The organism is Autumnicola psychrophila (assembly GCF_031846645.1).
GTDB classification, from domain to species: Bacteria; Bacteroidota; Bacteroidia; order Flavobacteriales; family Flavobacteriaceae; genus Autumnicola; species Autumnicola psychrophila.
Map to the genome: position 1 here is coordinate 1 of NZ_JAVRHN010000012.1, position 24,971 is coordinate 24,971.

18 protein-coding genes are annotated in these 24,971 nt (G+C 38.7%); 14 read left to right on the forward strand and 4 right to left on the reverse strand.

Going from position 1 to position 24,971, the window contains the following annotated elements:
* Positions 1-370 precede the first annotated feature (370 nt).
* From RM541_RS14385 to RM541_RS14395, 3 genes are read left to right on the forward strand one after another with little or no spacing between them, the layout of a single operon-like run.
* Positions 371-916, forward strand: a complete 546-nt coding sequence (locus RM541_RS14385; protein WP_311500830.1) for an RNA polymerase sigma factor — start codon at positions 371-373, stop codon at positions 914-916.
* A 32-nt stretch (positions 917-948) separates the two neighbouring features.
* On the forward strand, positions 949-1,473 hold the full coding sequence (locus RM541_RS14390) for a hypothetical protein (RefSeq protein ID WP_311500831.1): 525 nt from the start codon (positions 949-951) through the stop codon (positions 1,471-1,473).
* Positions 1,474-1,479: 6 nt separating this feature from the next.
* Positions 1,480-1,920: a hypothetical protein gene (locus RM541_RS14395; protein WP_311500832.1), complete on the forward strand. Its 441-nt coding sequence runs from the start codon at positions 1,480-1,482 to the stop codon at positions 1,918-1,920.
* 104 nt (positions 1,921-2,024) lie between these two features.
* On the opposite strand, the gene RM541_RS14400 is transcribed toward RM541_RS14395, so the two are convergent.
* Positions 2,025-3,092 (reverse strand): WD40/YVTN/BNR-like repeat-containing protein, encoded by a 1,068-nt coding sequence (locus RM541_RS14400; protein WP_311500833.1) that lies wholly within the window; start codon positions 3,090-3,092, stop codon positions 2,025-2,027.
* Between the two features lie 109 nt (positions 3,093-3,201).
* On the opposite strand from RM541_RS14400, the gene RM541_RS14405 reads away from it, so the two are divergent.
* The gene (locus tag RM541_RS14405) at positions 3,202-4,416 is read left to right on the forward strand and encodes an RsmB/NOP family class I SAM-dependent RNA methyltransferase (RefSeq protein ID WP_311500834.1); all 1,215 of its coding nucleotides are present in this window, start codon (positions 3,202-3,204) and stop codon (positions 4,414-4,416) included.
* Between the two features lie 507 nt (positions 4,417-4,923).
* Positions 4,924-8,595, forward strand: a complete 3,672-nt coding sequence (gene purL, locus RM541_RS14410; protein ID WP_311500835.1) for a phosphoribosylformylglycinamidine synthase — start codon at positions 4,924-4,926, stop codon at positions 8,593-8,595.
* Between the two features lie 350 nt (positions 8,596-8,945).
* Here the strand turns inward: purL and RM541_RS14415 are convergent, their stop codons facing one another.
* The gene (locus RM541_RS14415) at positions 8,946-9,542 is read right to left on the reverse strand and encodes a DUF4136 domain-containing protein (RefSeq protein ID WP_311500836.1); all 597 of its coding nucleotides are present in this window, start codon (positions 9,540-9,542) and stop codon (positions 8,946-8,948) included.
* 321 nt (positions 9,543-9,863) lie between these two features.
* Between RM541_RS14415 and RM541_RS14420 the strand changes: the two genes are divergently transcribed.
* The 7 genes from RM541_RS14420 to RM541_RS14450 all read left to right on the forward strand — a co-directional run bounded on the left by RM541_RS14420 (position 9,864) and on the right by RM541_RS14450 (position 18,600).
* Positions 9,864-11,639 (forward strand): AMP-dependent synthetase/ligase, encoded by a 1,776-nt coding sequence (locus RM541_RS14420; RefSeq protein ID WP_311500837.1) that lies wholly within the window; start codon positions 9,864-9,866, stop codon positions 11,637-11,639.
* Between the two features lie 164 nt (positions 11,640-11,803).
* Entirely contained in the window at positions 11,804-12,268 is a 465-nt protein-coding gene (locus tag RM541_RS14425; RefSeq protein ID WP_311500838.1) for a MarR family winged helix-turn-helix transcriptional regulator, read from the forward strand.
* Between the two features lie 43 nt (positions 12,269-12,311).
* Positions 12,312-14,717, forward strand: a complete 2,406-nt coding sequence (locus RM541_RS14430; protein ID WP_311500839.1) for a 3-hydroxyacyl-CoA dehydrogenase/enoyl-CoA hydratase family protein — start codon at positions 12,312-12,314, stop codon at positions 14,715-14,717.
* Positions 14,718-14,759: 42 nt separating this feature from the next.
* Positions 14,760-15,110: a four helix bundle protein gene (locus tag RM541_RS14435; protein ID WP_311500840.1), complete on the forward strand. Its 351-nt coding sequence runs from the start codon at positions 14,760-14,762 to the stop codon at positions 15,108-15,110.
* A 40-nt stretch (positions 15,111-15,150) separates the two neighbouring features.
* Positions 15,151-16,341 (forward strand): acetyl-CoA C-acyltransferase, encoded by a 1,191-nt coding sequence (locus RM541_RS14440; protein WP_311500841.1) that lies wholly within the window; start codon positions 15,151-15,153, stop codon positions 16,339-16,341.
* Positions 16,342-16,390: 49 nt separating this feature from the next.
* Positions 16,391-16,747, forward strand: coding sequence for a four helix bundle protein (locus RM541_RS14445; protein ID WP_311500842.1), 357 nt, complete (start codon positions 16,391-16,393; stop codon positions 16,745-16,747).
* Positions 16,748-16,788: 41 nt separating this feature from the next.
* Positions 16,789-18,600, forward strand: coding sequence for an acyl-CoA dehydrogenase FadE (locus tag RM541_RS14450; protein ID WP_311500843.1), 1,812 nt, complete (start codon positions 16,789-16,791; stop codon positions 18,598-18,600).
* Positions 18,601-18,671: 71 nt separating this feature from the next.
* On the opposite strand, the gene RM541_RS14455 is transcribed toward RM541_RS14450, so the two are convergent.
* Positions 18,672-19,577: an SMP-30/gluconolactonase/LRE family protein gene (locus tag RM541_RS14455; protein ID WP_311500844.1), complete on the reverse strand. Its 906-nt coding sequence runs from the start codon at positions 19,575-19,577 to the stop codon at positions 18,672-18,674.
* A 238-nt stretch (positions 19,578-19,815) separates the two neighbouring features.
* Between RM541_RS14455 and RM541_RS14460 the strand changes: the two genes are divergently transcribed.
* Entirely contained in the window at positions 19,816-20,871 is a 1,056-nt protein-coding gene (locus RM541_RS14460) for a mechanosensitive ion channel family protein (protein WP_311500845.1), read from the forward strand.
* On the opposite strand, the gene RM541_RS14465 is transcribed toward RM541_RS14460, so the two are convergent.
* Entirely contained in the window at positions 20,857-22,656 is a 1,800-nt protein-coding gene (locus RM541_RS14465) for a glycoside hydrolase family 15 protein (RefSeq protein WP_311500846.1), read from the reverse strand. The genes RM541_RS14460 and RM541_RS14465 overlap by 15 nt on opposite strands.
* A 95-nt stretch (positions 22,657-22,751) precedes the next feature.
* Here RM541_RS14465 and RM541_RS14470 point away from each other — a divergent pair, with 95 nt between their 5' ends.
* Complete coding sequence (locus tag RM541_RS14470) at positions 22,752-24,959, forward strand: bifunctional alpha,alpha-trehalose-phosphate synthase (UDP-forming)/trehalose-phosphatase (RefSeq protein WP_311500847.1); 2,208 nt, start codon at positions 22,752-22,754, stop codon at positions 24,957-24,959.
* Positions 24,960-24,971: the final 12 nt, after the last annotated feature.

Consider the following 24,971-nt stretch of genomic DNA (forward strand, 5'->3'; position numbering starts at 1 on the left):
TCGATTAGCTGCTAGAGATTCTTACACCAAACATTTACAAATAAAAAATGGACGAAGTAGGTTCGTCCATTTTTAGATGTTACTTCCATTTTGGGGCTGATGAAAATAACACAATAAGTCTGATTTTATTTGGGGCAAAAAAAGACTATTCTCTTATTTTTGATGTTATAAAGATAAAACTTTATTCCGCAATTCCAAGAAAAAAGTGTTATTAAACTTCAAAATATGTATTTTAACGGAATAAATATACTTAATTAACAGTTTTTTCCTACAAAAATTAAAATGATCTGTATTTTCATGTTCTTACTTTTTCAATACCTTTACAAACTAAAGTCCTCATATTCTAAACGATAAGCAAACTTGAAGCAGATTGGAACTATCTGAAAAGGAATTCGTAAAACGCCTTAAGAATGAGGCTACAGCTCAGGAAGCTTTTAGAGAACTTGTCTCTGCATATAAAGAACGACTTTACTGGCAAATTCGGAATATAGTTAAGGATCATGACGATACCGATGATATTCTGCAGAATACTTTTATTAAAATCTTCAAAAATATTGGTAACTTTAAAGGAGAAAGTCAGTTGTTTTCCTGGATGTATAGAATAGCCACTAATGAAGCCATTACATTTTTAAACAAAAAAGCACGAAAAAAACATATTTCCTCACAGGAATTGCAAGAAAAAATCATCGATAATCTCGAAAGTGATGTCTATTTTGAAGGAAATGATATTCAGCTTAAACTGCAAAAAGCTATTAATAGCCTGCCGGATAAGCAGCAACAGGTGTTTAATATGAAGTATTTTCAGGATCTAAAATATAGGGAAATGGCTGAAATTCTTAAAACCAGCGAGGGAGCTTTAAAAGCTAGTTATCACATTGCCGCCAGAAAAATTGAAGATTTTTTAAAATCCCATTAAACCTTTTGAGAAATTAATAGTCAAAACATCAAATGGAAAAGAATAAGCTACCATACAAACCGGATTCGGGACTTAAAGTGCCTGATAACTATTTTGACGATCTCACCGATCGTATAATGGATAGCGTGAACTCCAGTGAACTTGGAGACAATCTTCATTTAAGTCAGGTAGACGGTAGTGGATTTAAAGTCCCGGAAGGTTATTTTGAGAATTTTGAAGTAAAATTATTTTCAAAAGAAGAGAAAGATCCTAAAGTTATCTCTCTGTTCAGCAAAAGGAATTTATACTATGCTTCGGGTGTGGCTGCAATCGTTATTGCGATTTTCAGCACCTTTCATCTTGATTCTTCACCTGAATCTACCTGGGATAATGTGAAGCTCTCTGCGATAGAAAATTATATTGATGCAGGCTATACAGATTTGTCGCCATTAGAAATTACCAATTTTTTATATGAAGGAAATTATGTTGTGGAAACAAATTTTGATAATTTAAATTCTGATGCGGTTTACGATTATCTGGACGAAAATGTTGAAGATCCGGCTTATATTCTTGAATAAGGTATTATGAAGAAGTTTTTATTTGTTTTATTTATGTTTTCCTGGTTCTGGCAAAGTAATGCGCAGGAGGATAAGGAGCGTATAAAAGCTCTGAAAACAGCTTTTATAACTCAGGAAATGAAAATGAGCAATAAAACAGCTCAAAAATTCTGGCCTGTTTATAATGATTATGAAACCAGGAGAAGGGAACTTCATGAAGAAGAAGATACTAAATTAAAAGATACAGAATGTATAAATGAGCAGGATGCAGGAAAAATGCTTGCTGAATATTTAGACATAGAACGAAAAGAATATGTTATAAAAAAGCAACTTTTGGAGGATCTGAAGAAAATATTTTCTGCAAAGGAGATTATAAAATTGCATCGACTCGAAGATGAATTTCATAAAAAACTAATTAGAGAATACAGGGCGAGGAAGCAAAGTGCAAGAGAGGAAAAGAAAAAATAGAATAATATAGTTTTTTGGTTGATTAGTTAGTAGTTAGTTGGGATATTCCGGATGATTAATTTTGTCCGGAATATTCTTTTAATACCTAAACCATCTTCCCCTTATCAATTAAATTTTACCATTGCTATTCTTCCTTTTCCCGCGGCATAAGCGGTAGAATCATTCACAAATCTCAGGGTATAAAAACTTTCATCTGAAAGTTTTACCCAGCTTTCGCCTGCATCTTTACTGTAGGAAATTCCGGTAAATCCAATAGCAATAACTTCATCACCACCCGAATTTGGCAAATATCGCACGCCGCTTTTATAGCCCGGCTCCTTCCCTTCTCCAACCAATTTCCAGGTCCTTCCACCATCCCGGGTAATGACTTTATTCCTGGAATTTTCTTCAGGAGCAGTATAATCACCTCCTATTATTATCCCTATGCTTTCATTGTAAAAATCCATGCTGTAACCTCCCGTTGTAGCGTTTCCCTGCACTAAGGGAGTATCAAAAACTTCCCAGCTTTTTCCTTTATTTGGAGAATAAAAAACCCTCGATTTCATTCCGCCGCTAAGAATCCAGGTATTGTTTCCCTGTATCGCAATATTAGAATTACTTGCCGCAAAAGCAGCTTCCCCTTCTTCAGTTTCCGGCAAGATCGAGCAATCTAATTTTTTCCAGGTTTGTCCGCCATCGCGGGTGATAATAACAGAAAGGCATTTATCGGTAGGGTCGCCAATTGCTATTCCCTCCTGGTCGTTCCAAAAAGCCAGGGCATCGTAAAAGACCTTCTCATTTTCCTCCTTATAAACCAGCTCCATCTGGCCGTTTTCCCCGGTTTTGTAGAGAAGTGCCGGATTTCCAACGCTCAGCATAAAAAAATCGTTCGCAGTACTCGCTACAGCCCTAAATTCTGGAGTTGTACCATTATATTCCTGCACATTCGTTTTCCAACTTCCTTCCGCAGCATTATATAGTCCGTAGACCCCATTGTTTCCTGCAAAGGCCAGGTTATTTCCAATAACTTCAATTGCTCTTACACTCAGCGAATCGTCCTCCAAAATTGTCTGTACATGAACATTAGCAATAAATGTTTCTCTATCTTTTTCTTCTTCGGAAGGATTTCCAGATTTATTTTCAGATTTACAGGAAATGATCAATAATATGGATAGGTAAAGGAGTTTTTTCATATTCAGAATAAGTTATTCAGTAGGCCGAAAATTGCCATTCTAAGCAATGCTTCAAAGATAAATTTTTCCGAAGCAAAAAACCGTACCTTTGCAGCCTTAAAATTTATTTATGCGCTTACACAGAAATTTGGTTTTTGCCACTATCGATGCTTTATCAGATATTTTTAATGAAGGAAAATATGCAGACAAAGTGATCGCAAATGCCTTGAAAAGAGACAAAAGATGGGGTTCCCGTGATAGAAGTTTTATTGCTGAAACCACTTATGATATCGTGAGATGGAAACGTCTTTATGCTGAGATTGCCGAAGTTAAAGAACCTTTTTCCCGTGAAAACCTATTCCGACTGTTTGCAGTTTGGGCAACCCTTCGCGGAATCGAATTGCCGGACTGGAAACAAATTGAAGATACGCCAACCCGAAGAATTAAAGGGAAGTTTGACAGCCTTAGCCAGATAAGAAAATACAGAGAATCCATACCAGACTGGCTGGATGAACTGGGTGTGCAGGAACTTGGAGAAGAATTATGGACAAAAGAAATTCATGCTCTTAATAACACTGCTCCTGTTGTGGTACGCGCAAATTCCCTGAAAACTTCCAAAGAAAATTTGAAGGAAGAATTTTTGAAAGAAAATATTGAAACCCATCCTTTAAAAGCATATCCTGAAGCTCTTGAACTTAATGAAAGAGCAAATGTTTTCAGAACAAAAGCATTCCAGGACGGCTTTTTCGAGGTACAGGATGCATCTTCACAGCAAGTGGCCCATTTTCTTGAAGTGGAACCGGGAATGCGGGTTGTGGATACTTGCGCCGGTGCTGGTGGAAAATCCCTTCACCTTGCTGCACTAATGGAAAATAAAGGACAGATTATAGCGCTGGATATCTACGGAAATAAACTGAAGGAACTGAAGCGGCGCGCTAAACGTGCCGGGGCTCACAATATCGAAACCCGCGAAATTGACACTACCAAAGTGATCAAGAAGCTGTACAACAGTGCAGATCGTGTTTTGATTGATGCCCCTTGTAGCGGACTAGGAGTACTTAGTAGAAATCCTGATGCTAAATGGAAATTGCAACCGGAATTTATCGACAGGATCAAAGCCACGCAATCTGAAATCCTCGATAGCTATTCCAAAATTGTAAAATCTGGAGGAAAAATGGTCTACGCAACTTGTTCGGTTTTGCCGTCTGAAAATCAGGAACAGGTAGAGAAATTCCTTGCCCGGGAAGAAGGAAAAAAATTCAGGTTGATTAAAGACCAGAAATTGCTTTCTTCAGAAACCGGCTACGACGGATTCTATATGGCTTTGCTGGAAAGAACAAGTTAGATTTAAGAGGAGAGAGAAGAGAAAAATTTCAAAAAGACTTCGTTCCTCGTACTTCTAACTTCGTACCTCAACAAGGTCGATAATACATTTTTAGGGCTTCTCTTTTTTCTTTATACTATCAAGGCCAGAGGAATACGTTTCTATCCTGCAAGGTCTTTTTTTGACCTTGTAGGTATAATTTCCAGAAATTTTCTTTTTATGGACTGAATCTAACCAGACCTAAGAGGTTTTAAAACCTCGCAAGAATTTTTTACTTCCCTTTCTTTAGTACAGGTCGATAATTGCCATTTTCAGCATGCCCCTTTCCTGAAATTCAAGAATTTCTTCTGCGAAAATCAGCGACATCTTCGAGAGTTTAAAAACCTATTCGTGGATTCGTGGTAAAATGCCGAAAATTGCCATTTTCAGCATGTCGCTTTCCCTCAAAAATTTCCCAATTCCCAACAATTAAAATTCAGCTGAAAAGCCTAAATTTGTCCTTTCTTAAACATCATTAAACAACCAGGAATGATCCTTTTCTTCGGAACCCAAACTACTAAGGTTTTTGCAGTAGAAACGCACAACAACCTTTCTGCACAAGATATTTCAAAATTAAACTGGCTTTTTGGCGACGCAAAAAAATACAACAAATCTGCTCTGGCAGATTTTTTTGTTGGTCCGCGTGCCGCAATGATCACTCCGTGGAGTACAAATGCCGTGGAGATCACCCAGAACATGGGAATTGAAGGTATTGTAAGGATCGAAGAGTTCCTGAAAATCGATGAAAATTTCTCCGATTTTGATCCTATGCTTTCGCAAAAGTATAACGGACTGGATCAGGATATTTTTGATATTCACATCAATCCCGAAGCGATAATCGAGGTGGATGATATTGAAGCTTATAACCAAAAAGAAGGACTGGCATTAAATATTGAAGAAGTAGCTTACCTTCAGGGTTTAGCAGATAAACTAGGCCGAAAACTGACAGATTCTGAAGTTTTTGGTTTCTCACAGGTAAATTCTGAACATTGCCGGCATAAAATCTTCAACGGAACTTTTGTAATTGACGGGAAAGAGAAACCTTCTTCCCTCTTTAAACTCATCAGAAAGACTTCAGAAGAAAATCCAAATGAAATAGTTTCTGCATATAAAGATAATGTTGCTTTTGTAAAAGGACCAAGAATTGAACAATGGGCACCTAAGTCGGCTGACGTTCCCGACTATTACCAGGTTAAAGATTTTGATTCGGTTATTTCCCTTAAAGCTGAAACCCATAATTTCCCGACTACCGTAGAGCCTTTTAACGGTGCGGCAACAGGTAGTGGCGGGGAAATAAGGGATAGGCTTGCTGGTGGAAAAGGTTCATTACCTCTTGCCGGAACCTCGGTTTACATGACGTCCTATTCAAGATTGGAAGAAAACCGTAACTGGGAACAGGGAATGAAAGAAAGGGAATGGCTGTATCAGACTCCTATGGATATTTTGATAAAAGCCTCTAACGGAGCTTCAGATTTTGGAAATAAATTCGGACAACCTTTAATTTCCGGTTCCGTACTCACTTTTGAACATAGTGAGCATGAGCGGCAATTGGGCTATGATAAAGTAATTATGATGGCCGGTGGTGTTGGTTATGGAAAAGCAAATCAGGCACAAAAAGATATTCCGAAGAAAGGAGATAAAATCGTAATACTTGGTGGTGAGAATTACCGGATTGGAATGGGCGGTGCCGCAGTATCTTCTGCCGATACCGGGGAATTTGAAAGCGGAATCGAATTGAACGCAGTACAACGCGCCAATCCTGAAATGCAAAAACGTGCGGCTAATGCAATCCGCGGAATGGTGGAAAGTGAAGAAAATCCAATTGTTTCTATTCACGATCACGGTGCGGGGGGACATCTGAATTGCCTTAGTGAACTGGTAGAAGAGACCGGCGGAAAAATCGATCTTGAAAAACTTCCTGTAGGCGATCCAACCCTTTCAGCAAAAGAGATTATTGGTAACGAATCCCAGGAACGTATGGGCTTGGTGATTGGCGAAAGTAAGCTGGAAATGCTGAAGAAAATAGCCGACCGTGAGCGCTCTCCAATATATGAAGTTGGGGATGTTAGCGGAGATCACCGCTTTACTTTTGAAGGAAAAACTTCCGGAGAAAAGCCTATGGACCTGGCGCTGGCAGATATCTTTGGCAGCTCGCCCAAGACTATAATGACAGACAAAACGATAGAACGAAATTATGAAGGGTTGGAATATTCTTCAGAAAAAATAAAAGGTTATCTACAGGAAGTGCTTCAATTGGAGGCTGTTGCCTGTAAGGACTGGTTGACTAATAAGGTAGACCGTTGCGTTACAGGTCGTGTGGCGAAACAGCAAACTGCTGGTCCGTTGCAACTTCCGCTAAATAATTGCGGAGTCATGGCGCTGGATTACAAAGGGAAAGAAGGTGTGGCAACTTCTATTGGCCACTCCCCTGTTTCGGCTTTAATAGATCCCGTTGCGGGCTCTAAAAATTCTATTGGCGAAGCGCTTTCGAACATTATTTGGGCGCCGCTGGAAAAAGGATTAAAATCTGTTTCCCTTTCGGCTAACTGGATGTGGCCATGTAATAATGAAGGTGAAGATGCACGTTTGTATGAAGCGGTACAGGGAGTTTCGGATTTTGCGATTGCTTTGGGAATAAATGTTCCCACGGGAAAAGATTCGCTTTCTATGAAGCAAAAATACAAAGACAGCGAAGTGCTCTCTCCGGGAACCGTAATAATTTCTGCTGCCGGGCATTGTGACGATGTTACTAAAGTTGTGGAACCTGTGCTTCAAAGAGATGCGGGGGACATTTTTTACATCAACTTATCCCAGGATTCTTTTAAACTTGGAGGCTCTTCTTTCGCTCAAATCCTGAATAAAGTGGGCAATGAAGTCCCAACCATAAAAGACGACCAGAAATTTGCCGATATTTTCTATAATATCCAGGCGCTTATCAAGAAAGAAATGATCGTTGCCGGCCATGATGTCGCTTCGGGAGGGTTAATTACAACGTTACTGGAAATGTGTTTTGCCGATGTGAATTTAGGAGCAGAATTGGATCTTTCCGCTTTAAATGAGAAGGATACGGTAAAACTTCTGTTTAACGAAAACTGCGGAATTGTTTTCCAGGCCAAAGATGATTTAGCTGAAAAAGTTTTAGCTGAAAATAATATCGAGTTCTTTAAAATTGGCCGTGCAACTGAAGGGAACGAGCTCAAAATCAAGAACGGAACAGAAAACCTGAAGTTCAATATTTCAGAACTAAGGGATGTATGGTACAGAACTTCATTTTTACTGGACCAGAAACAAAGCGGAAAAGATAAAGCAACGGAACGTTTTAATAACTACAAAAATCAGCCACTGGAATTTAAATTCCCGGCAGATTTCACCGGAAAGCTCCCGGTTCTCGACTCCTCCCGAACTGAAAAAAGGATTAAAGCCGCAATAATTCGCGAAAAAGGATCAAATTCTGAACGTGAAATGGCAAGGGCTATGTACCTCGCCGGTTTTGAAGTAAAAGACGTCCATATGACCGACCTTATTAGCGGCCGGGAAACTTTGGAAGACATTAAATTTATCGCCGCGGTAGGCGGATTCTCAAATTCAGATGTATTGGGAAGTGCCAAAGGATGGGCAGGAGCTTTTCTTTATAATGAAAAGGCAAAAACCGCTTTGGATAATTTCTTTAAAAGGGACGATACCCTTTCTATAGGAGTTTGTAACGGCTGCCAGCTCTTTGTAGAGTTAGGACTAATTAATCCAGATCACGAGGAAAAACCGAAGATGCTGCATAATGATTCGGGGAAATTCGAATGTACATTTACTTCAGTAGAAATAAGCGAAAACAAATCGGTTATGCTGAAATCGCTTTCCGGAAGCAAATTAGGAATCTGGGCTGCTCACGGCGAAGGAAAATTCAGTTTTCCTTATGCAAAAGAACGTTACAACATTGTTGGGGAATATGCTTTTGATACTTATCCTTCCAATCCTAATGGTTCACATCACAATACCGCTATGCTAACGGACGACAGCGGAAGGCACCTAGTTATGATGCCGCACCTGGAGCGCTCTACTTTTCAGTGGAACTGGGCATATTATCCAAAGGACCGAAAAGATGAAGTGACGCCGTGGATAGAAGCTTTTGTAAATGCCAGAAAATGGCTTGAGCAAAAAGCATAGTTAAACCTTGTAATTTAGAATATTCATATTTTCAGAAGCCTCTCAAGTTCTATTTTGGGAGGCTTATTTATTTAAAATGCAGGAAAAACCTATTTTGCTCATTTAGGTTTAAGGCATGCACAAGAAGACTTCACCTACCATACACATCACCCTGTTAAGAATGACTTTAAGTTTTGAATCCTTTAATTGCCATGTACTTAAAATTTAAAATTAGCTATTATAGAATGAAATTATGTGGCGACAAGGCTCTTACATAAAAGATAATCTTCAACCAAGACCATATAAAAAACACCTTTTTCAGAAGAATTCCCGAAAAAGGTGTTATTAAAGGTTTTAAAATAAAATTAAGATTAATTATTATTCAACGGGTATTCTTCAAAAATTTCATTTACTAAATCACGCATGGCTGCAGTATTCCTCTGGTCATACAGGGCATCTGAAGTAATTCCTTTCCAGACAGTTTCCTTGGTCTGCCTGTCTACCAGGTTAATGATCACAATACCTTCTTCATAAGCATAAGTATCCGTATCATAACCCATTATTCCTCCTCCAAAAGTATTATATCCACGGTAGTAATAAGAACCATAATAAGGACTTACCGCGCCTACCCCTGCGGTATAGGGATAAGTTGCATATACCGGATCTGTAGTAGTTTCCCTTTCAATTTCTGTAGAAGTGCTAATTAGCACCAAAAGATCTGGATTATCTCTATCTAAGGTATAACCAGTCTGTTCCATATTTTGATTAACTGTTTCTACAATCATGCGGTTTACATTTTCATCATTGTAACCTTTGCCGGGAACTTCGACATTGGTATTAGGCAGGTAAGCAAAAGTTTCATATTTACTAAGATCTGTGTTCATAGGTTTAACCGTTTGTACCCGTGGTCCACAACTTACCGCCAGAAGTATTACGGCAGTGATTAAAACTGTTTTAAGTGTTTTCATAGTATATTTTTTTATGGTTAATATTATAATTTACATATAACCGCGAAAAAGGCACAGGATCTTAACGTAGTTTAAATGCATTTTAACGCTTCATCAAAAATTTTAATATATGTTGAAGGACACAAATGTGGACTTGAAAAATAAGTATACCTCTAAAAAAGGAAGCCTTTGGCAGATCACCTATTAGAGAAAATATCAGAATATCAGAATTCCCCAATAGCTTTCAATACTTTACAAAAAATTACTTCTTTTTTTATAAATTCCATTTGATATAGGACGGAAAATTGCTATTTTGCAGAGAATATCACATTAGCAAAACGAATGACTGAGATAAAAAGACTTTTTGATTTTCCTTATTTTCAGCTGGAGAATCATCCTTTGAAAAAAGCTTTAGTTACGAAATACAACAATTCCTGGAATTCAATTTCTACGCAGCAATACATCGATAGGGCCAATACGATTAGCAGAGGCCTTCTAAGACTTGGGGTTAAACCAAACGAAAAAATTGCGGTTATCTCCTCCTCAAATAGAACGGAATGGAATATTTTGGATATTGGGATCTTACAAATAGGTGCTCAAAATGTGCCCATCTATCCTACTATTTCTGAAGAAGATTATGAGTATGTTTTAAATCACAGTGAAGCTACCTACTGCTTTGTTTCTGATGAAGAAGTTTTGGGAAAACTAAACGCAATAAAAGCCAACACCGGTCTAAAGGAAGTTTACAGTTTCGATGAAATTACGACATGTAAGAATTGGAAAGAGATTTTGAAGCTGGGAGAAGATAAAGGCAATCAGGATGAAGTAGAGAAGTTGAAGAAATCTGTAAAACCCAGTGATCTCGCAACCTTAATATATACTTCAGGCACTACGGGAAGACCTAAAGGTGTGATGCTCTCTCATGAGAATATTGTCAGCGATGTGCTTAACAGCGCTCCACGGGTTCCATTTGAATTTGGAACTTATGTAGGATTAAGTTTTCTTCCTGTGTGTCATATTTTCGAAAGAATGATTCTTTACCTCTATCAATATTACAGTGTTTCCATTTATTTTGCAGAATCCATTGATACAATTAGTGAAAACCTGAAAGAAGTAAAACCACATGTAATTACTGCCGTCCCAAGATTACTGGAAAAAGTTTACGATAAGATTATAGCCAAAGGAAATACGCTTGGAGGCGTGAAAGGAAAACTTTTTTACTGGGCAGTAGAATTAGGATTGAAATACGAACCCTATGGAGCAAATGGCTGGTGGTACGAGACACAGCTAAGCCTGGCACGAAAATTAATTTTTTCTAAATGGAAAGAAGGACTGGGAGGAAATATTGAATTAATCGTATCTGGTAGTGCTGCTCTCCAGCCCAGACTCGCAAGAATTTTTGCCGCAGCCGAAATTCCGGTGATGGAAGGCTACGGGTTAACAGAAACTTCTCCTGTAATCGCTGTGAATGATCAACGAAACAAAGGCTTCAAAATAGGAACTGTAGGAAAGATCATTGATAACGTTCAAGTAAAAATTGCTGAAGACGGAGAAATTCTTACCAAGGGTCCTAACCTGATGATAGGTTATTATAAGGATGAAGAGAAAACCAGGGAAGCCATAAATTCTGATGGGTACTTTCACACTGGTGACATAGGAGAAATAGATGAGGAAGGTTTCTTACGAATAACCGACAGGAAAAAGGAAATGTTTAAAACTTCTGGCGGAAAATATGTCGCTCCACAAATTATCGAGAACACTATGAAGCAATCCCGCTTTATTGAACAGATAATGGTAATTGGAGAGGGTGAAAAAATGCCTGCAGCTTTTATCCAGCCAAACTTTGAATTTGTAAGGGATTGGGCCGAACGAAAGAAAATTGACGTTGGGGACTCCAACGAAGCCCTTATAAAAAATTCTGAAGTAATTGCGAGAATTCAGGAAGAGGTAGACTTCTATAATACCAAATTCGGACATTGGGAAAAAATAAAGAAATTTGAGTTAACACCAGAGGTATGGGGTATAGACAACGATCAGCTAACTCCTACCATGAAACTTAAGAGAAGAAACATAAAGGAGCGTTATTCCGATCTATATAATCAAATATACCAGCACTAAATACTGGAAATCAAAATATTATCTGTATTTTAAACTCTCCTCTTCTGGAGAGTTTTTTATTTCAGCCTTTAACTTAAAACTTTCAGGTTCTCTTATTTTTTGATCAACTTTTATTATGCATGCATAATATTTTTTATTAACTTTGGAAATCACTGATAAATAAAATGAAGGAAAAAACTATAGATCACGTACTAAGGGCAACATGGATGGCCGTTTCCAAAATGTATAATGAAGAAGCCGGTAAAGCAGGAAGCACGATGGCTACAGGTTTTGCGCTACTGACTATAGATCCTGAAAAAGGAACGCCTTCTACCTCTCTTGGACCCAAAATGGGAATGGAAGCCACCAGTTTATCACGCATCCTTAAGACAATGGAGGAAAAAGGCTTAATCATTAGAAGAAAAAATCCAGAAGATGGTAGAAGTGTCCTTCTACACCTTACCGACTTTGGAAAGGAAATGCGTGATTTTTCAAAAAGAGTAGTTTTAAGGTTTGATGAAGCCGTTAAGGAAAACGTTACTCAGGAAGAACTTGCCACCTTTATCAAGGTTGCCAATACTATGACTGATTTAATCTCAGAAAGAAAAATTTACAAGGAAGAAATAAGCTTAAAAACCAGACAAGTCTAGATTATAAAACCATTCTTGATATATCTGCCAAAAAATAAAATGTATGAAACGAAGAATAAATAAAGTTGCTGTTGTAGGTTCCGGAATTATGGGAAGCGGGATTGCCTGCCACTTCGCCAATATTGGTGTGGAGGTATTACTGCTGGATATTGTTCCCCGCGAACTGAATGACAAAGAAAAAAAGAAAGGGCTGACTCTTGAAGATAAAGCTGTAAGAAATCGTATTGTTAACGATTCTCTCCAGGCCTCTTTAAAATCCAAACCTTCTCCAATTTACCATCAGGATTTTGCACGACGAATAAAAACCGGAAACCTGGAAGACGATATCTCTAAAGTTTCTGAAGTTGACTGGATAATTGAAGTTGTTGTAGAACGGCTTGATATTAAACAACAGGTTTTTGAAAACCTGGAGAAGCATAGAAAAGAAGGAACTTTAATTACTTCGAATACATCAGGAATTCCAATCCAGCAAATGAGTAAAGGAAGAAGTGAAGATTTTCAGAAGCATTTCTGCGGAACCCACTTCTTCAATCCACCACGATATTTACGGTTATTCGAAATAATTCCGGGTCCAAAAACTTCAGAAGATGTTCTTCAGTTCCTAAATGAATATGGAGAAAAGTTCCTCGGAAAAACTTCTGTAGTAGCCAAAGATACTCCGGCATTTATCGGAAACCGGGTTGGGATTTTCAGCATTATGAGCCTTTTCCATACGGTTAAAGATATGGATATGACCATTGAAGAGGTAGATAAACTTACAGGGCCGGTAATTGGCCGCCAGAAGTCGGCTACCTTCCGTACTGTGGATGTTGTTGGGCTGGATACCCTGGTTCATGTTGCAAACGGACTCTATAAAGGAGTTCCAAACGATGAAGCACACGATCTTTTTGCCCTTCCAGACTTTATCCAGACCATGATGGACAACAAATGGCTGGGAAGTAAAACCGGACAGGGCTTTTACAAAAAAATCAAAAAAGACGACGGTTCCAGCGAAATTAAATCTCTTGATTTAAACAAGCTGGAATACCGGGATCAAAAAAAGGCAAATTTCGGCACACTGGAGCAGACTAAGACGATTGATAAAGTCGAAGATCGCTTTGAAGTGCTTATAAACGGAAAAGACAAAGCAGGCGAATTCTACAGAAAGAACTTTTCAGCTTTGTTTGCTTACGCTTCAAATAGAATTCCGGAGATAACCGATGAGTTTTACAAAATAGACGATGCCATGCGTGCCGGTTTTGGCTGGGAGCATGGTCCTTTCCAGATATGGAACGCCATTGGCGTAGAAAAAGGAATCGAAATGATGAATGCGGAAGGTTATGAACCTGCCGCATGGGTAAATGAAATGCTGGAAAGCGGAAGTAAAAGTTTTTACACCGTAAAAAACGGTAATACCTATTATTATGACATTTCGAAGAAAGAACAGGTAAAAGTTCCCGGCCAGGATGCATTTATTATCCTGGACAACATCAGGGAGTCCAAAGATGTCTTTAAAAACAGCGGAGTTGTAGTTGAAGATCTGGGCGACGGGATCCTGAATGTGGAATTTAGAAGCAAAATGAATTCTATTGGCGGTGATGTTTTGGATGGAATAAATAAAGCGCTAGATATTGCTGAAAGAGATTATCAGGGACTGGTAGTTGCCAATAATGGTAAAAATTTCTCTGTGGGTGCAAACATTGGGATGATATTTATGATGGCTGTAGAGCAGGAATACGAAGAACTGAACATGGCCATTAAATATTTCCAGGACACCATGATGCGTATGCGCTACTCCTCTATTCCTACAGTTGCCGCACCACACGCAATGACGCTGGGCGGCGGATGTGAACTTTCGCTTCACGCAGATAAAGTAGTTGCCGCAGCCGAAACTTACATCGGTCTTGTTGAATTTGGTGTTGGTGTTATTCCCGGTGGTGGTGGTTCTAAAGAAATGACGGTAAGAGCTTCAGACACTTATCAAAAAAATGATGTGGAACTTAACAGATTGAGAGAACATTTCCTCACTATTGGAATGGCAAAAGTATCCACTTCAGCATATGAAGCTTTTGATACAAACATTCTTCAGAAAGGAAAAGATATTGTAGTTGTGAATCCAGACAGGCAGCTTGCAATTGCAAAGAAACACGCTTTACTAATGGCAGAAAACGGATATACTCAGCCTGTGCACAGGACAGATATCAAGGTACTTGGAAAACAGGCACTTGGAGCTTTTCTTGTAGGTACCGATCAAATGTTTGCAGGAAAATACATCAGCGAACACGATAAGAAAATTGCCAACAAGCTGGCCTATGTGATGGCCGGAGGAGATCTTTCTGAAGCATCCTATGTAAGCGAACAATATCTGCTGGACCTTGAACGGGAAGCATTCCTTTCTCTTACCGGAGAAAGAAAAACACTGGAAAGACTTCAGCATATGTTGCAGAAGGGGAAACCGCTTAGGAATTAGAATTGAGCTCTTAGTAATGAGTATATAGTAAAAAACAGGGAGATGCATAAATTGGAAGATTTAAAAGTCTGGATAAAAGCCATGGAAGTGGCTCGGAAAATTTATGTTCTTTCTGCACAATTTCCTAGTGAAGAAAAATTTGGATTAACAAGTCAAATTAAAAGAAGTGCGATTTCTGTTCCTTCCAATATAGCTGAAGGTGCAGGTAGAAATACCAAAGGAGAATTTCGAAATTTTCTAAGTATTGCAAATGGTTCTTCTTATGAGCTTTATACTCAATTAATACTATCTTATAAATTAGAGCTAACATCTGAAGAAAAGGTAACTCCGATCTTAAAGGAAGTAATCGAGATACAGAAAATGAATTTTGCATTAATAAAGTCGTTAGGATGAGCAATCTCAATTCTCAATACTAACATCTAAATACTAAGACATGAAAACAGCATACATAGTAAAAGCATATAGAACCGCAGTGGGAAAGGCTCCCCGCGGAGTGTTTCGGTTTAAAAGACCAGATGAACTGGCAGCTGAAACTATAGAATATTTAATGAAAGAGCTTCCGCAACTGGATAAAAAATGTATTGACGACGTGATGGTTGGAAATGCCATGCCGGAAGCTGAACAGGGACTTAACATGGGGCGTTTAATCTCCTTAATGGGATTAGATATTGAAGATGTTCCCGGTGTAACTGTTAACCGCTACTGTGCTTCAGGAATTGAAACTATCGCAATGGCTTCGGCTAAGATCCAGGCAGGAATGGCAGACTGTATCATTGCAGGTGGTTCAGAAAGTATGAGTTACATTCCTATGGGTGGTTATAAGCCGGTTCCTAATTACGAAGTGGCGAAAGAAGGTCATGAAGATTACTATTGGGGAATGGGTTTAACTGCAGAAGAGGTTGCAAAAAGGTACAATATCAGCCGGGAAGACCAGGATGAGTTCGCCTACAATTCTCATCAAAAGGCATTAAAGGCGCTCAAAGAAGATAAGTTTCAAGATCAGATCGTTCCTATAGAAGTAGAAGAAAACTTTATTAATGCTGAAGGAAAAAAAGAAACCCGAAAGTATACCGTGAATAAGGATGAAGGACCGCGTGCAGATACTTCTGTAGAAGCGCTTTCCCGTCTAAGACCGGTTTTTAGAGAAGGTGGTAGTGTAACCGCTGGTAATGCTTCTCAAATGAGTGATGGTGCTGCTTTTGTGATGGTAATGAATGAGGAAATGGTGAAAGAACTGAATCTTGAACCTATTGCACGACTTGTAAATTACGGCGTCGCGGGTGTAGACCCGAGGGTAATGGGAATTAGCCCTGTAATTGCCATTCCTAAAGCTTTAAAACGCGCCGGACTCAAACTGCAGGATATGGAACTTATAGAGTTAAACGAAGCTTTTGCTTCTCAGTCTCTTGCTGTAATTCGTGAAACAGGATTAAACCCAGATCTCGTAAACGTTAACGGCGGCGCAATTGCAATGGGTCACCCTCTGGGATGCTCGGGAGCAAAACTATCGGTTCAGATTTTTGATGAAATGCGCAAAAGAAACCTCAACAATAAATACTGCCTTGTGACCATGTGTGTTGGCACCGGACAGGGAGCTGCGGGAGTGTATGAATTTTTAAATTAGATTTAAAAGGGAGACAAGAAGCAGGAAACAGGAATCAGGTAGTCACAAAATGAAAAGGCACAATTTTAAAAATCTTAAAATTTGGCAGGAAAGTATCGTTCTGGTTCAGGAAACATATAATGTCGTAAAAACATTTCCTGATTCTGAAAAATTTAATCTTGTTTCCCAGCTTACGAGATGTGCTGTTTCTATCCCCTCTAACATTGCTGAGGGCACGAGTAAATCTACAAACAAACATTTTAGAACCTATCTGGAAGCTAGCCTTGGCTCTTCCTTTGAATGGGAAACACAGATAATTATCGCATATAAAGAACAGTATATAACCAAAGAAAAATTTGAAAAATTAGAGGAAAAGGTTCAACAAATTCAGCGAATGATTTTTAAATTCATCGATACCTTGTCCTAATTCCTGGCTCTTTTTTCTTGATTCAATTAATAACAAACAACATGAGCAATACAACATTAAATTCAAAAGAATTACTCCGCGGTGGCCAGTTCCTGGTAAAGGAAACCAACTGCGAAGATGTTTTCACTCCTGAAGACTTTAACGACGAACAAATTATGATGCGCGAATCTGTAAAGGAATTTGTGGAACGTGAAATCTGGCCGAACAAAGAAGAGTTCGAAAAGAAGAACTATAAATTAACCGAAGAAATAATGCGCAAAGCCGGGGAACTTGGTTTCCTTGGAGTAGCAGTTCCGGAAGAATACGACGGGCTCGGAATGGGCTTTGTTTCTACCATGTTGGTTTGCGATTATATTTCGGGCGCAACCGGATCTATCGCCACTGCTTTTGGTGCGCATACGGGAATTGGTACAATGCCAATTACTCTTTACGGAACCGAGGAACAGAAGAAAAAATATGTTCCGAAGCTCGCTACCGGAGAATGGTTTGGTGCTTATGCTCTTACAGAACCTGGAGCGGGAAGTGATGCAAATTCCGGAAAGACAAAAGCGGTTCTTTCTGAAGATGGAAAACACTACAGCATTAGCGGACAAAAAATGTGGATTTCAAACGCAGGTTTTGCCAATGTATTTATTGTTTTCGCAAGGATTGAAGATGATAAAAACATCACCGGATTTATAGTTGAAAATGATCCGGAAAACGGGATCACTTTTGGAGAGGAAGAGAAAAAACTGGGGATCCACTCCTCCTCTACCCGCCAGGTATTTTTTAACGATACAAAGGTTCCGGTTGAGAATATGCTTTCTGAAAGGGGAAACGGTTTTAAAATTGCTATGAACGCGCTGAACATTGGTCGTATAAAGCTTGCCGCAGCTTCTTTGGATGCACAACGAAGGGTTACAGATCTTTCAGTAAAATATGCTAATGACCGCGTACAATTTAATACTCCAATTGCCAAATTTGGTGCTATAAAATCGAAGCTTGCAGAAATGGCAACTTCAGCATATGCAGGAGAGGCGGCGTCTTACAGGGCTGCGAAAAATATTGAAGATCGAATTAACATAAGATTGGAAAGCGGAAGTTCCCATGCTGAAGCAGAACTTAAAGGTGTCGAAGAATATGCTATTGAATGCTCTATTCTAAAAGTAGCTTGTTCTGAAGATGTTCAGAATTGTAGTGATGAAGGAATTCAGATTTTCGGCGGAATGGGATTCTCTGCAGATACCCCGATGGAATCTGCCTGGAGAGATGCCCGTATTGCCAGGATTTATGAAGGAACAAACGAGATTAACCGGATGCTCGCTGTGGGAATGTTGGTTAAGAAAGCAATGAAAGGGCATGTTGATCTTTTAGGACCGGCTACTGCTGTGGGAGATGAGTTGACGGGAATCCCTTCTATGGATAAACCTGATTATTCTGAATTATTCGCAGAAGAAAAAGAAATGATCGGCAAGTTGAAAAAAGTATTCCTTATGACCGCAGGAAGTGCCGTCCAAAAATTCGGACCAGATTTGGAAGAACATCAGCAGCTTTTAATGGCTTCCGCAGATATTTTAATTGAGATTTACCTGGCAGAATCTGCCATTCTAAGAGCTGAAAAGAATGCAAAACGCTATGGAGAAGATACTCAGAAAGAGCAAATCGCCATGGCTAAACTTTATTTGTACCACGCTGTAGACACGGTGAATCAAAAAGCAAAAGAGGGAATTGTTTCTTTCGCTGAAGGTGACGAACAGCGCATGATGCTAATGGGACTAAAGCGTTTTACAAAATACCAGAATCAGCCGAATGTTGTTCAATTACGAAATACCATTGCAGAAAAACTGACTTCAGAAAATAAATATTGCTTCTAAGCATGCTGTTTATTGCAAAAAAAGCCGTCTCTTCAGACGGCTTTTTTTATATAATTCAGCTAAAAACTCTTCTACCATCTCACTCCTTTTACGTCCATTTTAAGGCTGTATAATGCATCCATTGCAGTAATAAATAAAGTCTGTCCATCTTTTCCTCCAAAAGTTACATTTGCAGTCCAGTTCTCATTTACAGGAATATGCTTAATTTGTTCTCCGTTTTTATTAAAAACAGTCACTCCATCACCGGTTATGTACAAATTTCCCTGGTTATCTAAAGTCATCCCGTCTGAACCCATTTCTACAAATAAAGTTTTATTGCTTAAACCGCCATCTTCAGCAATCGTATAGGAATATGTTTTTTTATCTTTAATATCTGCTATATAAAGCGTTTTTCCATCTGGTGTTCCTATAATTCCATTTGGTTGCACAAGGTCGTTTGCTAACATAGTGAGCGAATTTGACCCCGGTGCCAGATAATATACGTTTTGACTTTCCAGATCGGGAGATGAACGATCCCAGTACGGCCTTTGGTAATAAGGATCAGTCAGGTAAATCCCTCCATCTTCAGCTATCCAGAGGTCATTGGGGCCATTTAAGTTTTCTCCTTCAAAATTATCTACTAAAACTTCAACATTTTTATTCGAACTTATCCTGATTAGTTGATATTCTTCATCTGCACAGGCTATAAGATTACCATCATTATCAAAGTAAAGTCCGTTTGCCCTTCCCGCTCCTTCCATAAAAACAGAAACAGAATCAGTTTCTACATCATACTTCAGAATTTTGTCATTCGGTTGATCGGTAAAAAAGACATCCCCTTTTCTATTTGCCGCCGGTCCCTCGGTAAAATTGTATCCATCTGCAACGAGAAGAAGTTCTGCTCCTTCAGCAACGATGCTACTATTCTGTGCACCGCAACTTTGTACGCCAAACATTAGAGTAATAATTCCGAAAAATAAAATAAAATTAGCTTTCATATGTATCATTTTTAAGATCGAAAATTGGCATTTTGTGGCCTCCTATTTTTAAGGTTAACAAATATCTCTAATATAAAGGAACCATGGCAGATATTCTTCAGAAATGACAGAGAAAGTATTACCGTCATAAAAACAACACCTTTTAAAGTTAAAAGGAGCTTAATTTGAGCTGCTTTAGTTCAAAAAGAAGCATTTTTTCTATAGTTTTAATGGAAATGAAGTGAAAAATACCCTCTCAATGGAAGAATTAGACCAGGAGTTTATCCAATATACAGTTGCAGGTATAATTGCTCTGATTATATGCTTTGTGGCGAGCTTTTATATCCTGAAAAGAATAGGTAAAGATCCTAATAATATTTTACCTGTTAATTTTGCAAATCGAATAAGGGTGCCGCTATTGATTTTCCTCGGAAGTCTCCTCTTGAAAATTGCAATTCTTGGCAGGATATTCACCTTTGATTATACTTATATCATTGTTGGTCGTCTCAGTACCATTGGCATTATATTAAGCATTGCCTGGTTTCTTATAATTTTTCTGAAAGTGTTTAAAGTACAAATGCTTCGGAAGTACGATGTTGATACTGAAGATAATCTAAAAGCCCGAAAAGTTTATACTCAATTTATGATCCTGGAGAATATCATAATTTTCATAATTGTTCTTCTGGCACTAAGTATAGCTCTAATGACTTTTGAAAGTATCCGTTCTGTAGGGGTAAGCCTGTTAACTTCTGCAGGGATCGCGGGAATTATTATTGGTCTGGCAGCTCAAAAAGCCATAGGTACGCTGCTTGCAGGGATACAGATTGCCTTAACACAGCCCATAAGACTTGAGGATGTTGTTATTGTGGAAGGAGAATGGGGGAAAATTGAAGAAATCACCCTCACCTACGTTGTAGTAAGAATCTGGGATAAAAGAAGACTGGTCGTTCCTTCTACATATTTTATTGAAAATACTTTTCAGAACTGGACGCGACAGTCTGCCGACATTCTTGGAACCGTCTTTCTTTATACCGACTATCAAATCCCGGTTGAAAAATTAAGAGAAGAACAAACACGGCTCCTTGAAGCTACTCCGTTTTGGGATAAACAAGTAAATGTAATCCAGGTTACAGATGCAACTGAAAAAACTGTGGAAGTGAGATTATTGGTAAGCGCTAAAGATTCTTCAACGGCTTGGGATCTCAGGGTATATCTTCGGGAGAACATGTTAAAGTATATCCAGAAAAACTACCCTGAAAGCCTGCCGAAAACAAGAATTAGTATGCCTACAAAAAAGCCCCTAGAAAACTCCTAAAAAGTTTTCTTCAGAAACCAGTCCTTTACTAAAATTCGCTGCTGTTTCAATTAGTGCCAGATGAGAATATGCCTGTGGGAAATTCCCTAACAAACGTTTAGTTTCAAAATCTATATCTTCACTAAAAAGCCCTAAATGATTGCTGTAAGAAAGAAGCTGATCAAACATAGCCCTAGCTTTCTCTCTTTCTCCTATTTTATATAGACTATCAATAAGCCAAAAAGTACAGATGGTAAAGGATGATGTAGGTTCTCCAAAATCATCTTTGTTTTTATAGCGATACATAAGTCCGTCGCGGCAAAGTTCTTTTTCTGTCGCCCTCACCGTACTTTCAAAACGTGGATCTTCTGCTTCAATAAACCCATAAGACTCCATTAGTAAAGTGGAAGCATCAAGATCTTTTGAACCGTAGGATTGTGTATATGCCTGGATTTCTTCATTCCAACCATTGTTATAAATATCATTATAAATATCTGCACGCAGCGTTTTCCATTTGGTATCATTAATTCCCATGCGCAAAACCTCTCCAATTTTTATAGCCCGGTCTATTGCGACCCAACATAGAAGTTTTGAAAAAACAAAATGGCGGTCTTCGGTACGAAGTTCCCATATACCCTTGTCTGGTTTTTGCCAGTTTTCTTCCACAATCATTACGATCCCACGAACGATGGTCCACAATTCCTCGCTATTTTCCAGGGAAGTTTCAAACTGAAGGAACTGCTGATAAATTACCTCCATCAAAATTCCGTAGATATCATTTTGCTTCTGAATATATGCTGCATTACCGGTTCTAACGGGAGCGGAACCTTTATAGCCTTTTAAATGGTCCAGAATATGTTCAGTAAGTTCCTTTTCCCCATTTATACCATACATTATCTGGATTTTTTCATCTTTGTGCGGTATAATATCAATAATAAACTGAAGAAACTCTTTGGCAGACTGAACATGGCCTAGTCCAGCCATCACTTTTATCACCATAGAGGCATCTCTAATCCAGCAAAACCGGTAATCCCAGTTCCGTTCCTCTCCTATCGTCTCCGGCAAAGAAGTGGTAGCTGCAGCCAGAACAGCTCCAGATTTTTTATAGCTCAACGCTTTAAGAACCAATGCGCTTCTCATAATTTCGTTGTGATAATGAGAATACCTGGTTGTCTTTTCGCTCCAGTTCATCCAATAAGTCTTCGTCCTTTGGAATTTAAGGTATGACCTGTCCAGGGTTTGAGGAATAAGTTTTTCATGATAGGCGAGTAAACAGTAAGAATTTTCCTTCAGAACAATTTCCCTTTCTTCGAGAATACTGTCCAGATCAAAACTCGAATATAAAAAGAGGGAGTCATATTTCCCTTCTCTTGTAAAGCTCTTAATATAAGAGCCTTTATTCTCATTAAACGTTTTTTCCTTTGCAAACTCCAGGCGCGGATTGTAAATAATTTTAAACTTAGGAGCTCCTTTAAGTAACCGGAAAAACCTTATGATATCTGGCGGAGCGTAGTAAGAGCCATCATTGCGCGAGTAACGTGGCATAAAATCGATTAGCTGAAATGCATCCTCGCCATTATCAAACACTGTACTTAAAATATTGGTTTCCCAAAGATATTCCTGCTCTATATTATAATCATCACCTGTATTTATTTCAAAACTTCCTCCTATTTCATTGTCTAGTAATTTTGCAAAAACTCCTGGTGAATTAAAGTTGGGGAGACAACACCAGTCCATAGAACCTGTTTTAGAAACCAACGCGGCACTTTTACAGTTTCCAATAATTCCGTAATCTAAATTTTCCATATAATCTTAAAGTTCTTTTAAAAGAATGGTATTCTAATATGATTTTCGGAAATTTAAGAAAAATCAACTTTGCTGCAACAGAACCAACGAAAAATATGAGCAAAACTATAATTATCTCGAACAGATTACCCTTACAAATTAACCTTGAAAATGAGAAGCTGGAAGTTACCCCCAGCGTTGGTGGTCTTGCAACAGGTCTCAAATCATTTCACAAGGAAGGAGACAGTATCTGGATAGGATGGAGTGGAATGACTGTAGAAGAAATCCCCGAACATCTCCTTGAAGATGTTAAAAGCAAAGCCCGGGAAGAAGATTGCGTGGCGGTTAATCTTACTGAAGATGAAATTGAAGGATTCTACTATGGGTTTAGTAACCGTACCATCTGGCCACTATTTCATTATTTTATGGAATTTACCGAATCTGATGACTGGTACTGGGAAACCTATAAACAGGTAAATCAAAAATATGCCGATGAAGTTTTAAAGCATTATCAGGAGGGAGATCACATTTGGGTACACGATTACCAGCTGCTATTAGTTCCTAAAATGATTAGGGAACAGGCTCCAGATGCGATAATTGGCTTTTTTAACCATATACCTTTTCCTTCTTATGAAGTATTTAGAACGCTCCCATGGAGGGATGAAGTTCTGGAAGGAGTTTTAGGTGCCGATCTTATAGGATTCCACACCTACGATTATGAAAGACATTTCCTGAGTTCTGTTAGTCGGATTCTTCGGCACCAGGTAGATTTTAATGAAATTACGCTTCCAGACAGAATTGTGAAGGTGGATTCCTTCCCAATGGGAATTGATTACGAAAAATTTGAGAAAGCTGCACTTGATCATTTTGAAAAAACATCCGAAAATCAATCTGAATTACAACAAAGGCTGGATCACCACCTAAAAGCTACACCAGATGCCAAGCTAATTTTAAGTCTGGATCGTCTGGATTATACCAAGGGAATTGCTAACCGTCTAAGGGCTTTCGAATATTTTCTGGACAAATATCCAGAATTCATTGAAAAAGTAAGGCTTGTCATGCTCGCTGTTCCTTCCCGTTCCAATGTGCCGCAATATCAACGTCTAAAAAGAGAAATTGATGAACTTGTAGGGCGCATAAATGGTAAGTTCTCTACCGTAAGTTGGACGCCCATCTGGTACTTCTACAGGTCTATGCCTTTTGAAAATCTTATTGATCTCTATACTTCCTGTGATATTGCTTTACTTACACCCATTAGAGATGGGATGAATCTGGTTGCTAAGGAATATGTAGCCACCAGGACCAATCATACAGGTGTTTTGATCTTAAGTGAAATGGCAGGTGCTGCACATGAGATGAATGAAGCGCTTATTATCAATCCGAATAATTTTGACCAAATAGCCTCTACGCTTAAACAGGCTTTTGAAATGCCTGAAGAGGAACAAATTTCGCGCAACAAAATGATTCAGAAGAGGTTAAAACGCTACAGTGTAGAGAAGTGGGCACAGGATTTTATGAAAGCCCTGCGTAATACTGAAGATAACCGTCAGGCATTTGAGGCTATAAGAATAAATTCCAAAGTGTATGATGATCTTCTTGAAACTTATAAAAATGCGAAAAGCAGGATTCTATTCCTGGATTACGATGGGACACTGGTGAATTTTGCAGATAAGCCCGAAAACGCCCAGCCTGACGAAGAATTAATCACAGTTATAAAAAAACTAGCCAACCAGGAGAATACTGAAGTTATTCTTATTAGCGGAAGGGATAAAGATACACTTGGTAGATGGTGGGAAGATACACCTATCGATCTAATCTCTGAACATGGGACTTGGGTACGGGAAAAAAGAGCCGACTGGGTACTTTCAGAAAATGTAAAGAACGACTGGATGGAAGCTGTTCGACCCGTAATCGAAAATTTTGTGGACAGGACACCCGGTACCTTTATTGAAGAAAAAAATTATTCCCTGGCATGGCATTATAGAAAAGCCGATCCTGAATTGGGAGAAATAAGAGCAAATGAATTATCAAATGTATTGAAGGAGCTCATCTCAAACCATGGACTAAGTGTTCTAAATGGTAATAAAGTTCTGGAAATTAAAAGCAGTGGAGTTAACAAAGGAAAAGCTTCAAACAAAAAATTGAGAAATCAGGATTTCATTTTTGCTATAGGAGACGACTGGACAGATGAATACATGTTTAAGGAACTTCCTGAAAAAGCGTATACCGTAAAAGTCGGGATTAAACAAACCAGCGCCAGGTATTATGTAGAAGACACTAAAAAAGTGAGAACAATTCTGCAAGCTTTTACCGAAAACGGATAGAACATTTTTGTT

Bases quoted from the DNA above. Each gene is read 5' to 3' on its own strand.
- RM541_RS14430 (WP_311500839.1), top strand. From the start codon at position 12,312: ATGAAACGAAGAATAAATAAAGTTGCTGTTGTAGGTTCCGGAATTATG.
- RM541_RS14450 (WP_311500843.1), top strand. From the start codon at position 16,789: ATGAGCAATACAACATTAAATTCAAAAGAATTACTCCGCGGTGGCCAG.
- RM541_RS14395 (WP_311500832.1), top strand. From the start codon at position 1,480: ATGAAGAAGTTTTTATTTGTTTTATTTATGTTTTCCTGGTTCTGGCAA.
- RM541_RS14415 (WP_311500836.1), bottom strand. From the start codon at position 9,542: ATGAAAACACTTAAAACAGTTTTAATCACTGCCGTAATACTTCTGGCG.
- RM541_RS14400 (WP_311500833.1), bottom strand. From the start codon at position 3,092: ATGAAAAAACTCCTTTACCTATCCATATTATTGATCATTTCCTGTAAA.
- RM541_RS14460 (WP_311500845.1), top strand. From the start codon at position 19,816: ATGGAAGAATTAGACCAGGAGTTTATCCAATATACAGTTGCAGGTATA.
- RM541_RS14470 (WP_311500847.1), top strand. From the start codon at position 22,752: ATGAGCAAAACTATAATTATCTCGAACAGATTACCCTTACAAATTAAC.
- RM541_RS14420 (WP_311500837.1), top strand. From the start codon at position 9,864: ATGACTGAGATAAAAAGACTTTTTGATTTTCCTTATTTTCAGCTGGAG.
- purL (WP_311500835.1), top strand. From the start codon at position 4,924: ATGATCCTTTTCTTCGGAACCCAAACTACTAAGGTTTTTGCAGTAGAA.
- RM541_RS14455 (WP_311500844.1), bottom strand. From the start codon at position 19,577: ATGAAAGCTAATTTTATTTTATTTTTCGGAATTATTACTCTAATGTTT.
- RM541_RS14435 (WP_311500840.1), top strand. From the start codon at position 14,760: ATGCATAAATTGGAAGATTTAAAAGTCTGGATAAAAGCCATGGAAGTG.
- RM541_RS14440 (WP_311500841.1), top strand. From the start codon at position 15,151: ATGAAAACAGCATACATAGTAAAAGCATATAGAACCGCAGTGGGAAAG.
- RM541_RS14425 (WP_311500838.1), top strand. From the start codon at position 11,804: ATGAAGGAAAAAACTATAGATCACGTACTAAGGGCAACATGGATGGCC.
- RM541_RS14390 (WP_311500831.1), top strand. From the start codon at position 949: ATGGAAAAGAATAAGCTACCATACAAACCGGATTCGGGACTTAAAGTG.
- RM541_RS14465 (WP_311500846.1), bottom strand. From the start codon at position 22,656: ATGGAAAATTTAGATTACGGAATTATTGGAAACTGTAAAAGTGCCGCG.
- RM541_RS14405 (WP_311500834.1), top strand. From the start codon at position 3,202: ATGCGCTTACACAGAAATTTGGTTTTTGCCACTATCGATGCTTTATCA.
- RM541_RS14445 (WP_311500842.1), top strand. From the start codon at position 16,391: ATGAAAAGGCACAATTTTAAAAATCTTAAAATTTGGCAGGAAAGTATC.